The sequence below is a fragment of the Paraglaciecola sp. T6c genome (genome assembly GCF_000014225.1).
Taxonomy (GTDB): Bacteria; Pseudomonadota; Gammaproteobacteria; order Enterobacterales; family Alteromonadaceae; genus Paraglaciecola; species Paraglaciecola atlantica_A.
This window is the reverse complement of the sequence record NC_008228.1, coordinates 3146519-3161448: the sequence shown is the minus strand read 5'-3', so window position 1 is coordinate 3161448 and position 14930 is coordinate 3146519. Positions and strand designations below refer to the sequence as shown.

The following is a 14930-nucleotide window of genomic DNA, read 5'->3' as shown; positions in this document are numbered from 1 at the left end:
TTTGATAACTTCACGCCACTGAAAAAGAATCGTTATTAAGAATCAATTGACTATGAAGCTTGCTGCTTTAATTCATCCCCAATCACATCATCAAATCGAAGCGTTATATCAGAAATTTTTAACGCTGAGTGAAGCTGAGCAAGCGACGCTATTCATTTTATCCGTCATTCATAAGCCCATTGGGGCGCTGAAATTAGCCTTGGTCATTGATTTACTCATTGGTCGAGGCTTACTGGCGTTACCCAAAAAACAATACGCACTTACCTCTGAGAAAAAAGAACAACTCACCTCTGAATCGTTGTTAATAAACAACCGAGAAGGCTTGCAACTTAATCCACTGTTAGGCAATTTTTTAGTGAAAAAAATCGACCAATTGCCTGTCGCCGCAGACCTTGAACCAGGGCAAAGATTACTCGAAATCATCATGACTGGCGAGCAAGTGGTGCCAGTCATAAACAGTTATAGTTGGCAGAACAAAGAAGCTGATAGGGCTAGGGTGATCCGAGATTTGTATTATTTGCATCAAATGGGTGACTTTGAAGCCGCGTTAGATTTTCATAAGAACCCCCAAATTATTGAGCACACAAAGAACAAGGTATTGCTCGAGGTTCTTTTCTTACCCTTTGATTTAAAGTCTTTTTTACAGCTTTCCAGCGCTGTTCAATACCAAGCATTCGCGACGCTTCTTAGAACGTTCCAAATAGAAGGGCAAAGCTGTGCGTACCCCATTCAATTATTAGAGCAAGTTTGCGCAGCTGCACCAGATACCACAGAGCCGAGTTACAATAGCGACTGTCATCATCTATTGGCGGAGCAGTATTTATATCAGCTGCGCTTTGATGACTTTTTACGTATTCAAAATCCACAAGACAAAAGCAGCTATGGGTTGCAGCTGCGAGGCACTTATTGTTTTTTAACAGGGCAGAATGAGCTTGCTATTGGTTATTTCGAACAAGCCATGCTGGCAAAAAACAAGTTAACGAAGCGCAAAAAACAATACTTGAATGAGCTGCCAGGTTACTTCTATAAATTGGCGTTAATGGTAAAGGCGAATCAAGATGATGTGAGTGCGTTTAGCAGTGCACTGCAACAAGTGGAATATGAAGAAAGCGATCGTAAAGTTAACAGCGACTTTTATTATATAGGCCAAGGCGTTGTTAAGCCCATTATGTGCCTTTCTGCGGGGCTAAAATACGATATCAATATTGGTTACAACAGCATTGACGATGAATTAGACTTCTTCGCCCATCAGCTGTGTTACTTCAATTATTTCTTAGGGCAGGTTTGGTGTAATCAAAGCCAAGATCCAGCATTGGCAACGTTAGCGTTGAAATATCGAGGGCATTTTATGCAACTTGATTACCCGCTTTTCGCGCAAATATGCGCGCAATTTGCCACCAGCTTCAATCACGAGAAAGCTGAGACCGCGCCATCTTCGACGCTCGCACCCTCGGCAGAACTAGCAGGAAATCTAGTGGATTTTACCCGTTTGATCGTGACTAAATCACAGTGGGATTTAGCCCTTGATAAACTGATTGCCCTTAACCCAAATGCACCTAAAAATGACACACCCGCTAAAGAGGTGGTCATCAAGCCTGTGCGCTTAATTTGGGAATTTGAACAGACCTATGCCCACAGTTTAACGGCGCGAGAGCAGAAGTTGAATAAGTCAGGCTGGAGCAAAGGGCGAGTAGTCTCGCTAAAACGCCTCAAAGAAGAACCCCATAAATTTGACTATTTAACCGAAAGTGACAAAAAGCTTTGCCATGCCATTGATGCATATCAAAGTTGGGGCTACTACTCAAAAGTTGACTATATGCTGCAAGGGTTACCTGCGCTGCAAGCCGCCGTTGGCATAGACAACTTATACAAAGCGGACGATGTAAACCAAAAGATTGACATCACCCAACGCGAACCAGAATTATTGGTTAGCGCGTTAGGCGAACAACTCTGTTTGAGCATTGCTGATTTACCCGATGACATTCGCGAAGACGACGATCAGCCCGCCTACAATCTAAAGGCGGTTTCGGATAATCAATATCAGCTGACCGTGTTCTCAACATCGCATCTAAAAGTGGCCGACATCATTGGCGAATCCGGTTTGCTTATACCCATTAGCGCCAAACAAAAAGTCCTTGAAGGGATTTCTGCGATTGCTCCTTTTTTGAATATTCAATCTGATATTGCTGAGCTGGACACCGGATTAGAAGCCTTTGAGTGCGATCCTAATTTGGTGGTCAATATTCAGCCAAATCAAAACGGCTTGACCTTTACCTGCGTCGTAATGCCATTTGGAGAGAATGGACCGGCGTTTAAACCTGGTGTGGGCAATGCCAGTTTGACCACTGATTTAGACGGCAAACGCATGGCGACACAACGTGATTTGCAGCGAGAAGAAACCTTACTCGATGAGCTAGACCAAGCCTGCCCAGTGTTTTTGGATATGCCGGACAACGTTCTTCTGTTAGATGATTTGCAAGCGGCCCTGAGTGCACTTGAACAGTTGGAAATAGCCCACAAGCGAGACACCTTTGATTTAGTGCTGCGCTGGCCGAAAGGTAAAAAAGTGACCTTGTCGAAAACCCTAGACAGTGAGCAACTGCAGCTGGCGGTCAGTCAAAAGAACGAATGGTTTGATATTACCGGTGACGTACAAATAGACAATGAACAGGTCATTGAATTAAGAAAGCTGCTTGAACTGGTTAAAACCAGCCATGGGCGATTTATCGAGCTTGGTGAGGAACAAATACTCGCCTTGTCTGACGATTTGCGGCATAAACTTGAGTTAATGAATCAAGTTACTGATGACGGAAAATTTCACCCATTAGCCAGTTTGCAAATGGAAGAAGCCACCACAGGTATGCGCATGAAAACCATTCATGCGTGGGAGCAGCAAACCGAAAAAATGCACCAAGCGAGCGAGATTTCGCCGCTGATCCCCTCGACCTTTCAAGCGCAATTACGTGATTATCAACTGGTTGGCTTTGATTGGGCGTCACGCCTTGCTCATTGGGGGGCAGGGGCATGCTTAGCTGATGACATGGGTCTAGGGAAAACCTTACAAGCTTTGGCCATTTTATTGTCCCGAGCCAGTGATGGGCCAAGCTTGGTGATTGCCCCCACATCTGTGTGTTTTAACTGGCAACAAGAGGCGCTTAAATTTGCCCCAACCTTGAATATAAAGTTATTCGCTGACTCGACTAACACGCTACAACGCGAAATGCTGTTGAACGATTTAGGTCCGTTCGACTGCGTGATCATCAGTTATGGATTACTGCAAAGAGAAAGCGAAATACTCAAAGGTGTGCATTGGCACAGCATAGTGGCAGATGAAGCCCAAGCCTTGAAAAACCCGCTGGCTAAGCGCACAAAAGCGGCTTGTGCACTGAAAAGTGATTTTAAGATGATCACAACAGGCACGCCGATTGAAAACAACTTGACCGAACTGTGGAGCCTATTTCGTTTTATCAACCCAGGCTTGCTTGGTAACATTAAGCGCTTTGGTCAGCGCTTTTCAGTGCCGATCGAAAATGCCCATGAAGACCCTTTGGCAGCGCGTAAGGCCAGTCAAGCCCTTAAAGTACTGATACAGCCGTTTATATTACGGCGCATGAAGAACCAAGTGTTAACGGAGTTGCCATCGCGCACTGAGATTAATATTCGTGTTGAAATGAGCGCTCAGGAGCGCGATTTTTATGAAGCGCTTAGACTCAATGCCATCGACAATATTAGTCAAAGCGGTCAACAAGCTAACGCAGGTGAGCAGCGCATTAGAATGCTCGCAGAGCTCGTAAAATTACGCCAGGCCTGCTGCAACCCCAAATTGGTCATGGCGGAAACGACAATACCCAGTGCCAAACTCGCAGCTCTTGATGAGTTATTAGAAGAGCTCAAGCTGAATAATCATAAAGCGCTTATTTTTAGCCAGTTTGTTGGGCATTTACAATTGATCAAGCAGCACATTGAAGCCAAAGGATTTAGTTACCAATACTTAGATGGCTCGACACCGCAAAAGCAGCGACAAGCTAGCGTTAATGCTTTTCAGCGCGGGGAGGGGGATATCTTCTTGATTAGCTTAAAAGCGGGTGGCTCAGGCTTAAACTTAACCGCTGCGGATTACGTTATACACATGGACCCATGGTGGAACCCAGCAGTAGAAGAACAAGCTTCGGACCGTGCTCATCGAATAGGGCAACTGCGCCCAGTCACTATCTACCGCTTAGTTACTCGGAACACCATAGAGGAGAAAATCGTCTCCCTGCATCAGCATAAACGCGACTTAGCGGATACCTTATTAGAAGGAAATGAAGCCGCGACTAAGCTGTCGGTGGATGACATGTTAAACCTGCTCAAAGAAACCTTTTAAGTCAGGTGGAAGACACTGATAACCGACACCCGCTCAGATGAGGCCTGGCTGGCATATCGTTGGAGTCACTGTGCCGGTGCAGGGCGCAGAATTGAAGATGCACGGATGTCGCAGCAATCTATAAACAAACTTAACGCCAAGCGCTAACGAATCCCCTCATAATTATGAGCAGAAACAATAATATAGACACGCATAGCGCCATTTGATCTAATAAATTTCGCCAAAAACCAACTAGATAACAACACCATGCGTGATATTCATATCTTACACGATTTGCTTAAAAAACAATGTCCTAATCTACATGCAAAACGCCTTTCCTCTTTGATGGTTGCCACACAATCTTTGCTAGATGGTCAGCAACTGTCGTTGACCGAATTAGGACGCAATATCTCAGGCTCCGTGGCCCCGAAACACAACATTAAACGCATCGACAGGCTGCTTGGTAATAACAACCTACATAATGAACGGCTCGACATCTACCGTTGGCACGCTCGCTTGCTTTGCGGTGCTAACCCCATGCCGGTTGTTCTTGTGGATTGGTCTGATGTGCGTGAGCAGCTCAGGCATTTAACCTTACGTGCATCGGTCAGTGTTCAGGGGCGCTCTGTCACGCTTTATGAGCGCGTATTTTCATTCGGTGAATACAATTCACCTGTTAGTCATAATCCGTTTTTACGGGAGTTGGCGAGTATCCTGCCGTCGGGTTGTTGCCCGTTGATTGTGACCGATGCAGGCTATCGTAACCCTTGGTTTCGTGAAGTCGAAAAGCATGGATGGTTCTGGCTAGGCCGAGTGCGCGGTGATGTGGGATTTAAGCGTGATGGGCAAGCATCATGGCAAAGTAATAAGTCGTTTTATCCCAGTGCAAATTCTCGGGCCAAATACCTTGGGTGTGGGCAATTAGGGCGTAAAAGCCCGCTTCATGCACACCTGCATTTGTACAAAGCAAAGGCCAAACATCGAAAGGACAACCGTTCTTCAAAGGCAGGTCGAAACCACACCGCCCAGCAAAGCTATCGTGCCGGTAGCAAAGAGCCTTGGCTACTCGCCACTAACCTTCCCGAGAACGATAAACTTAACTCAAAACAGCTGGTTTCCCTTTACGCAAGACGGATGCAAATAGAAGAAACCTTCCGCGATATTAAAAGCCCTCAATACGGAATGGGACTGCGCCACAGCAACAGTCGCTGTACCAAACGATTCGACATATTACTGCTGATAGCGATGCTCGCAGAATGGCTATTACGGTTACTCGGTATCATTGCTCAAAAACAAAATTGGGAAAGAGCATTTCAAGCTAACACCATCCGTCATCGGCGCGTGTTATCTATCATTAGGCTAGGCAGAGAAGTCAGGAAAAGGGCAAAAGATTACAGGATGAACTCAGCTCAAATGACATGGGCTATCGCCCAATATATTACCTGGGTTCACAAAGAAGGGAGACCAATTCTATGAGGGGATCCCCCAGCGCCAAGCGTAACGTCACACGACAACTGTCAGCGCTTAACGTAGAGGCCGTTAGCTTTCAGACTATGGGGTTGCTGGCGTTCCTTCGAGTAATTTTACAATATTGGTGTTTCCGTTCTCTTTTGCCAATTCAATAAAATGCTTTTTCTCCAACTCATCAAATAGCTCGTTGGTCAGTAATGCTTTAAGTCGTACTTCGTCGCCGTTAGCGATCGCTGTTTTAATAGCTTGAGTCGCCAATTCAGGTCGTTGTTGTAAGTTACTTTGATCGTTGTAGTCAGTCATAAAGCTTCCTCTGTATGGTGTGATTTACATTGCTAATGTATACAGTCTGCTCACAAAGCACATATAGATAGCGCAAGTGGAAACCCTGTATACAGTAGATGTTTGGGGTCATGGCCTATTATTCAACCCACTAATTAAAGTTACGCTGTTTGGCTTTGCTGAAAATTAGCGCTTAATATTGCGTGAAAATTCGGCAAGATGACACGTAAAAAGGAGCCCATCTAGCAGTGATACTGATGGGCCCAAAAGAGGTCGGTACCTATATGTCGAGGATATCTATTAACCATGCTAGCAATCGAAGTAGCGGTATCAATAGACCTTTATGTTAGCGACAAAAGATCGTTCGCTATATAAGGGTTTTCCGCAATTCCATGTGGGTTAATTAGTGGTATGCCGCAATTTACATTGTTTGGTCGACAGTGGAGATTTTCAGTTGTTACTTTTCACTTTTCACCTCTTACCTCTTACGTCTCACCTCTCACCTCTCACTTCCTAACGGGCACAAGCGCCTCATCTGCCCTAGCGAATCTTGCTAACGATGGGCTGTCATGAGTGTGTGTTTTTAACTTTTTGCTCAACAAACATCCCATTATTGATGCCCATCAATATCGAATATTTGCTCAATGTAATGGTAGTGATGCATCAATAACGCTGGGAATTTTTTTAATTCTCACAGATGGGTGTTTCATGAATTGAATTCTATTAAGGGGATATAAATGGCTATCAATATTGCGATAAATGGTTTCGGACGTATAGGGCGCATGGTCACGCGAGCTCTTTATGAATCTGAACGAGCAGATGAACTGCGCATCGTAGCGATAAACGACCTAGGTGATGCAAGCACCAATGCGCTATTGCTAAAACATGATACAGCGCACGGAACCTTCCAAACAGAGGTACGTGTTGATGGTGATAACATCATTATCGGCAATGACGAGGTGCGAGTGTTTAAAGAGCGAGATCCATCGAAATTACCCTGGAGCGAGTTGAATGTAGACATCGTTTTAGAATGCACTGGCTTATTTCGCACCAGAGAAACGGCACAAATGCACATTGATGCGGGTGCAAAGAAAGTGCTATTGGCCGCTCCGGCAAGAGACAGCATTGATGCAACAATCGTATTTGGCGTTAACGACGACACGCTGTTGGCTGAGCATACAATCGTATCGAACGCATCATGCACCACCAATTGCTTAGCACCATTAGTAAAGCCACTGCACGAGGCGATTGGCATAGAAAGCGGCACGATGACCACCATCCACGCCTACACAAATGATCAAGTGCTCACCGATGTATATCACAAGGATATTCGTCGGGCGCGCTCTGCAACGATGTCGATGATCCCCACTAAAACCGGAGCTGCTACGGCAGTGGGCCTTGTGCTACCCGCATTAGATGGCAAACTCAAAGGCTTCGCGGTTCGCGTTCCTGTCATTAATGTATCCATGGTGGATTTAACGTTTATCGCCAGTCGTGCTACCACTATTGACGAAATCCACTCTATTATGCGCACGGCAAGTAATGGGGCGCTAAAAGGGGTACTTGAATATTGTGATGAATTACTGGTATCTACTGATTTCAACCATAATTCAGCGTCTTCCATTTTTGATGCGAGCTTAACCAATGTGATAGACGGAAAACTGGTTAAGGTGTGTGCTTGGTATGATAACGAATGGGGATTTTCTAACCGGATGTTAGATACCGCTCTCGCCTTAGCCAAGGCATCTTGATATCCACACAAGCGTAACATGTGATGCGGGAGTAATCCCGCGTCACATATATATTACACAGCTTCTTCGTCTGAGGTTAATGACGCAGGTAGACTTGCTTGCAAGCCGACCACAATAACAAGGTCGCCTTCTGCTGGACTGACACCATCTCCCGGGATCATGCTGACGCCATTGCGAATAATACTGAGTAACAAAACGTGATTTTGTTGCGCCAAGGCAAGTAAACCGTCTTTGCTGGCGGTGTTAGTTATACTGTAGGCACGCATCACTCGTCCGTCAGGAAATGAGATAGTTTGACCGTTACTGAGATGACGAATGGATTCGTCGACCAAAAGCGTAGGTGGCAGATTCAGCCCCTTAGGATCCGCTAATGCGACCATTTGGCCGATGTATTCTCTGCGGATCGTCGGACTGTCAATAGACAATGCCACTTGGGATTCGTACAGTGTGGGGTACTTAAGTGAACCTGTTAAGGTTCGCTGCACCAATGCACTTATTACCACTGTCACGGCTGCTGGCGCGACCAGACCATATTCCCCCGTCATTTCCATAATCATAACTAAACTCGCCAGTGGCGTGCGCGCAGCAGCACCGAACAGCGCTAACATACCGATAATCACACAACTTGCGTAGCTCGGGGATAAAGAGTCTACCGCACCGGCTAATTCAGCAAATACTGCACCCAACATAGCGCCAATGAATAACGTGGGTGCAAATATACCTCCCGATCCTCCGGAGCCTATGGTTAAGGCCATCGCTAGGGGTTTTAGTAAAAGTAGAACAAGTAACACGGTGAGTGACAGTTGATGATTGATTGCCAGTTCAATCCACTGATATCCACCGCCGAGAATTTGCGGTATCCACATGGCAATTAAGCCAAGCAGTAACCCGCCAATCGCAGGTTTAATAAAATGAGGTATATTGATTAGGCGAAAAAGGTCGCGAATTGTATAAAATATCGTTGGAATAATACTTGCGACAATGCCGCTGGCTATTCCTAAGCCAACATACCAGCTTAGCTCCATCGGATGTGTCAGTGATAAGGCCGCCTGGATATTAAAAATAGGTGACCAACCGACAACAAACCCCATAATGGTGTACGCCGTGGCTGAAGCGAGTATGGCAAAATATAAAGCACGGGTCTCCATTGAAAACCCAGAATAAAGAACCTTAACCGCGAATAGAGCTGACCCAAGTGGGCTTTTGAATATCGCTGAAAGTCCGGCAGCTGTGGCAACCACTGTTAATAAGCGACGCTCTGCATTTGCTAGTCCAAAACGATCTGCAAGGATGGCGGCGATCCCCGCACAAATCTGCGCTGTGGGGCCTTCACGTCCAGCAGAGCCTCCTGAGCCAATAGTGATTGCGCTCGCTAACGCTTTTACCCAAGGGACTCTGCTGCGTATGGCGCCATCATGTTGATGGAAGGCTTCGATATAGGCATCGGTACCATGTCCCTCCGCTTCAGGTGCAAGTCGATAAACGATAACCCCGGATATTAACCCACCTAAAGTGGTCACCACAGGTACCCAGTACAACGGCATTAAAAACGGAAAGGTCAGGGGTTGAGTTTCATCAAACTCACCTATGCCCACGATAAAAAATTCGCTGCACACTTGCAGTAACCAAATAAACCCAAGCGCCCCAATGGCACCAACAACACCAAGACCAAAGCTCCATATTCCCATATAAATTTCACGTCTGGTGCGCCAATTGTATTTTTCAAACATGGCCGAATTCTCGAATATTCATAAGCTGATTTGGGTTGCATACGCTGCATGCTATTTACGATATATTCCGATGAATTAAACACGCATTATCTTCATCTGATTATCAAATGTGATTATTGATTAACTGACATTAATCGGCTTGATAGCAATCAATTTTCTATTCAAAGTTGATTAAAATGGCGTCGATGTGTTGGTATTTATCATGTGGTGGGATTCGAAGGTCATTTCTTGGGTTTCACGTCTATTGAATGATCAATAATGAATAACACTAACGTGAAGTGGCAGTAGTCTTGTTTGACTACTGCGCACATTTTCTTCCTTGCTCTTTACGTTATGTCGTAGTCTACTTTCATGCTGATTTAGCCGGTTGTATTAAGCGCTTTTCAACGTCTAAAACGCGCCTTGTGGTGGCCAATACCGTATCTGGATTTAGGCTCATGGCGTCAATGCCTAGTTCCACGAGATATTCGGCTATTTCAGGGTAGTCAGACGGAGCTTGCCCACAAATACCTGAATGGCGGCCGTTACGTTTGGCGCCTTCTATTGATAAACGAAGCATTTCTTTTACGCCAGGATCGCGCTCGTCGAAATCAAAAGCAACGATTTGCGAATCACGATCCACACCTAGCGTTAACTGGGTTAAGTCGTTCGATCCAATTGAAAAACCATCGAACAGTTGCGCGAACGCATCGATTTGAATGACGTTGTTGGGGATTTCGCACATCACATACACCTGTAAGTCATTTTCACCACGCGTCAGGCCATTTTCAGCCATCGCTTTTATTACCTTTTCGCCTTCTTGCACACGACGACAAAAGGGGATCATTAGTTTAACGTTGGTCATGCCCATTTCATCTCTTACTCGCTTCATGGCCTGACACTCTAACGCGAAACCATCGGCGTAAGCAGGGTGGGTATAGCGAGACGCGCCGCGAAAACCAATCATTGGGTTGTCTTCTTCAGGCTCGAAAAACGTGCCCCCTAATAATGTTGAGTATTCGTTGCTTTTAAAATCACTCATACGAACAACGCAGGGTTTGGGATACACCGCTGCTGCAATTGAGGCAACACCTTCAGACAAGGCTTTTACAAAGAAATCTTGGGGGCTTCCATAAGCTGCGCACAATTCATTTATTTTTTGGCGGGTGTCGTCATCGGTTTGGTCGGGATGTTGCAGCGCCATAGGATGCACTTTGATGTATTCGTTAATGATAAACTCCATGCGCGCTAACCCTATGCCGTCGACCGGTAAAGAGGCGAGACTAAATGCTCGGTCAGGGTTGCCCAAATTCATCATGATTTCAGTGTTAGGGTGCGCCAATTGGCTAAGGTCTGTTTTTTCGATGTCGAAGTTCAAAATACCTTCATAGATATTGCCAAATTCTCCTTCGGCGCAGCTAACCGTCACAGGGCGTTCATCGGTGAGAAGTTCAGTGGCGTTATTGGTACCGACAATGGCGGGAATGCCCAACTCGCGCGCAACAATGGCGGCGTGACAAGTACGACCGCCTCGGTTTGTTACAATTGCGGATGCTATTTTCATCACCGGCTCCCAATCAGGGGTGGTGGTATCGGCGACCAATACCTCACCGGGTTGAAAGTCACTCAGTAAGGCTACGTCATTGATAACTCGAACTTTACCCGCGCCAATGCGTGTGCCTACGGCTTGTCCGCGTGCAACAACATTCGCGGTTTCTTTTAGATGATAAATCTCTAGCAGCGCACCGTTTTTCTGCGATGAAACGGTTTCAGGACGCGCCTGAACAATATAGAGCTCACCGTCGATGCCGTCTTTCGCCCACTCCATATCCATCGGTTTGTAATGACCTGCGTCGCCTGAGTAATGGTTTTCAATCTTAATCGCGTAGTCAGCTAATACCATGACGTCTGCGTCTGAAATACAGTAGTGTTTTCGTTCGTCGTCGCTGGTTTCAATATTGTTGGTATATTCCACCGCGATATTGTCAGTATTGAGACTGTCGGTGAATATCATCTTTAATTCTTTTTTACCTAAGCGGCGCTTGAGTACAGTGCGATGCCCAAGATTAAAAGTGGGCTTGTGTACATAGAAACTATCGGGTTCAATTGTGCCTTGCACAATGTTCTCGCCTAAGCCAAGGGCACCGTTAATAAAAACCACATCTTTGAAAGATGTTTCAGTGTCTAATGAAAACATCACGCCACTGGCACCGATATCACTGCGTACCATTTTCATCACGACCACAGATAAAAACACGGTGTACACATCAAAATTATTATCGTGTTTGTAGTGAATAGAGCGGTCAGTGAAATTTGATGCTAAGCAACGTTGATAAGCATCCAGTAAAGCTTCGTCATTGCTTATGTTCAGGTAACTGTCGTTTTGACCAGCGAAGGAGGCTTCTGGAGAGTCCTCAGCGGTCGCAGATGAGCGCACAGCCAGTGAAATGTCGTTACCGTATTCTTGTTTGAGTTCAGCGTACCCGCTTAGAATGGCTGCTTTGAGATCATCTGGCAGCACGCAGTTCATCACTATCTCACGGGCTTTCTTTCCGCCGGCTTGTAAGTCTTTGATGTTATCTGGATTGAGTCCATCGAGCGCGGCATGTAATTTGGGCCATGCGTTATTAGATTCAAGCACATAATTGTAAGCCTCAGCGGTAACGGCAAACCCGTTCGGTACGCGCACACCTTTTGCTGTCAGGTTTTGGTACATTTCCCCTAGAGAGGCGTTTTTGCCGCCAACAAGAGCCACATCAGCAATACCGAGCTCTTTAAACCAGCGAACATAACGTGTTGAATCTGTCATAAAACTTACCTTTTGCTGAAGAGTAGAATGTAGCAGCAAGTCGAGTTGAACTGCGTTAGCTGAGCCGATGCATTTCATGAAACTTTACGAAATAATGTACTGCTGACTCATCTCACGTTTATGTTTTGCAACTCAATTTACTGCGTAATTAGATCTGTTCCACACCCGATCAATACCGATAGCCGTGGCTGGGTTGATATGCGTGTTGGGATCAAAGTGTTAGTTGACTCGGGCGAGCGACGTCCATTTTGTAAAGGCTATATTTTGTGTTTTTCAGAGGCACGAATTAACTCAACAAAATGTCAGTGGAGGCACCTTAAATCACCGATATTTTACGCCTTACTTAAGGCTATTTTTATGCGTAATTCCACCTACAAACGCGTGGCTTATACGTAGTGCAACATGTAACTCGTAACTGAAAGCCGTCAGTTTGACGGGCACACCGACAGCCCACACGTCACAGTATTCGCCGCGAAAGAACAGCTCGCGAAAAAATAGCCCACCAAAATAGCTGCCTTGGAGAAAAATGGGCATAGAGTCGTCTTTATCGCAAGGGCCGTCTGCACCACAAAAAGTGCCTGTTGCACAACAGAGCGTTGAATGTGGGGCTGCAAGCAAAATTGGCGAATATAGGTATAAACCCTGATTATTTTTAAGGGAGTAGCGCGGCATAATCAATGATAGGTACATTGATGAAAGGCCGCGAAAATGTCGTTATTAACCTTGATACGCCATGGGCAATCCATTTGGAATCAGCAAAATCGGTTCACCGGATGGGTGGATGTTTCGCTTAGCCAGTCAGGGGTAAAAGAAGCGCAGCGAGCCGCACAAATGTTATCCCAGCAGCGCTTTGATCTAGCATTCACCTCTGAGCTATTGCGGGCGCAAGACACTCTATATGAGATACTTCGGCATAATCGCCAATGTCACCAATACGTGCGTATTCATGATACTGGTAGTCAGTGGTATGAGCATTTTGAAGCGTCTCCCGCTGAGGAACTTGAGCTGAGAATTTACGTTTCACAGCAACTGAATGAGCGCTATTACGGCGACCTACAGGGGCTGAACAAAGACAAGGCGCGGCAGTTGTTCGGTGATGAACAGGTTCATACTTGGCGGCGAAGTTATAATGTCGCACCGCCCAATGGCGAAAGTCTCGCGATGACCGCCACTCGCGCGATCGCTTACTTTCAATCGCATATTGTTCCGGCTCTACAGCAAGGCAAGAATGTGTTGGTTTGTGCTCACGGTAATTCGTTGCGCGCCATTATTATGCACATTGAAAAAATGACCGCCGCGCAGATTGCTGCATATGAATTAAAAACTGCTAGCCCTCATATTTATCAGTGCAATACAGCAATGGACATACTCAGTAAGCAGGTGCTTGAGTAATACCAGTAGAGATTTTTTCAACGATTTGGATGACGATTTATGACAAAAGATATTAAGCATATTGGCTTATTTACCTCAGGCGGCGATGCCCCTGGTATGAATGCCGCTTTGTATGCAGTGGTAAAAGCGGCTAGCGCCAATGGCATTAAAGTCAGCGGGATACGCAAAGGGTTTGAAGGGCTGATTGATAACGATTTCGTGGAGCTGAAGACTAAGCAGTTACAAAAAACGATGCATCTGGGCGGTACCGTGCTTAAAACTGCGCGAAGCGAGCGCTTTAGAACGGCTGAAGGGCGAGAAGTGGCGTTACAGAATATCCACGATAATAAAATCGACGGGCTCATCGCGATTGGCGGAGATGGCACTTTTCGTGGCATTTCGCTGTTGTCACAGATAAGTGACATTCCATGTATTGGTATCCCAGGCACCATAGATAATGACACGGTAGGCACTGACTTTACCTTGGGGTTCGATTCTGCGGTCAATACGGCGATGAACTGTATTGATAATATACGGGACACCGCAGAGTCTCATAACAGAATGTTTGTTATTGAAGTCATGGGCAGAGATTCCGGCTATATAGGGGTGTTTTCAGGCTTAACATCAGGGGCTGACTCGATCCTAATCCCAGAAAGCCCGCAGGATATGACGTACCTGCTAGATAAAATTCAGGGTTACGAAAGTGAAGATGCGTTTATTGTGGTGTTGTCAGAAGGCAACGAGTTGAGCATCGACCGAGTGTCACAGCAGATACGTCAAGTGAACGACTCAATAGACTTACGTGTGTGCAAACTGGGCCACATTCAAAGAGGAGGCAACCCTACAGCAGCAGACAGAATGTTAGGCATAAGGCTAGGCGTGGTGGCAGTAAATGCCCTTATCCAAGGGGAAAGCAACCAGATGGCGGGTATTTGCAATAATCAGCCTGTACTGACGCCATTTTCTGAAATAGCCAAGCAACACACCATCGATTCGGAGCAACAACGTCTAGTGGATTTGTTTTGCCGTTAAAGTGTGTGGTCAATAATTTGCACTAAATAGCGACGTGCCATCAGTGATCCGGTCGTTCGAGACCCGGTCAGTCGAGACCCGGACAATGTTCATACCTTGTGGTATTTACCATTGACCGTATTTATTGCTCGATAGAACGGGCATTCAAACATTTAGGAGTT

9 protein-coding genes are annotated in these 14930 nt (G+C 45.9%); 5 read left to right on the top strand and 4 right to left on the bottom strand.

Translation table 11 applies throughout. The annotated features are described in order from the left end of the window. Positions 1 to 52: 52 nt before the first annotated feature. On the top strand, positions 53 to 4366 hold the full coding sequence (locus PATL_RS13315) for a DEAD/DEAH box helicase (protein ID WP_011575377.1): 4314 nt from the start codon (positions 53 to 55) through the stop codon (positions 4364 to 4366). Between the two features lie 246 nt (positions 4367 to 4612). Next, entirely contained in the window at positions 4613 to 5821 is a 1209-nt protein-coding gene (locus PATL_RS13310; protein ID WP_011575376.1) for an IS4-like element ISPat1 family transposase, read from the top strand. A 75-nt stretch (positions 5822 to 5896) separates the two neighbouring features. Here PATL_RS13310 and PATL_RS13305 read toward each other — a convergent pair whose 3' ends face one another. Continuing rightward, entirely contained in the window at positions 5897 to 6118 is a 222-nt protein-coding gene (locus PATL_RS13305) for a hypothetical protein (protein ID WP_011575375.1), read from the bottom strand. 716 nt (positions 6119 to 6834) lie between these two features. Between PATL_RS13305 and gap the strand changes: the two genes are divergently transcribed. After that, entirely contained in the window at positions 6835 to 7848 is a 1014-nt protein-coding gene (gap, locus tag PATL_RS13300) for a type I glyceraldehyde-3-phosphate dehydrogenase (protein ID WP_011575374.1), read from the top strand. Between the two features lie 53 nt (positions 7849 to 7901). On the opposite strand, the gene PATL_RS13295 is transcribed toward gap, so the two are convergent. The 3 genes from PATL_RS13295 to PATL_RS22930 form a co-directional block, all read right to left on the bottom strand. Continuing rightward, entirely contained in the window at positions 7902 to 9578 is a 1677-nt protein-coding gene (locus PATL_RS13295; RefSeq protein WP_049765896.1) for a chloride channel protein, read from the bottom strand. A 349-nt stretch (positions 9579 to 9927) separates the two neighbouring features. Further along, complete coding sequence (gene ppsA / locus PATL_RS13290) at positions 9928 to 12366, bottom strand: phosphoenolpyruvate synthase (protein ID WP_011575372.1); 2439 nt, start codon at positions 12364 to 12366, stop codon at positions 9928 to 9930. A gap of 339 nt (positions 12367 to 12705) precedes the next feature. Then, on the bottom strand, positions 12706 to 12900 hold the full coding sequence (locus PATL_RS22930) for a hypothetical protein (protein ID WP_232283224.1): 195 nt from the start codon (positions 12898 to 12900) through the stop codon (positions 12706 to 12708). A 174-nt stretch (positions 12901 to 13074) separates the two neighbouring features. On the opposite strand from PATL_RS22930, the gene PATL_RS13280 reads away from it, so the two are divergent. Next, entirely contained in the window at positions 13075 to 13758 is a 684-nt protein-coding gene (locus PATL_RS13280; protein ID WP_011575371.1) for a histidine phosphatase family protein, read from the top strand. A gap of 39 nt (positions 13759 to 13797) precedes the next feature. Further along, positions 13798 to 14769, top strand: coding sequence for an ATP-dependent 6-phosphofructokinase (locus PATL_RS13275; protein ID WP_011575370.1), 972 nt, complete (start codon positions 13798 to 13800; stop codon positions 14767 to 14769). Positions 14770 to 14930 lie beyond the last annotated feature (161 nt).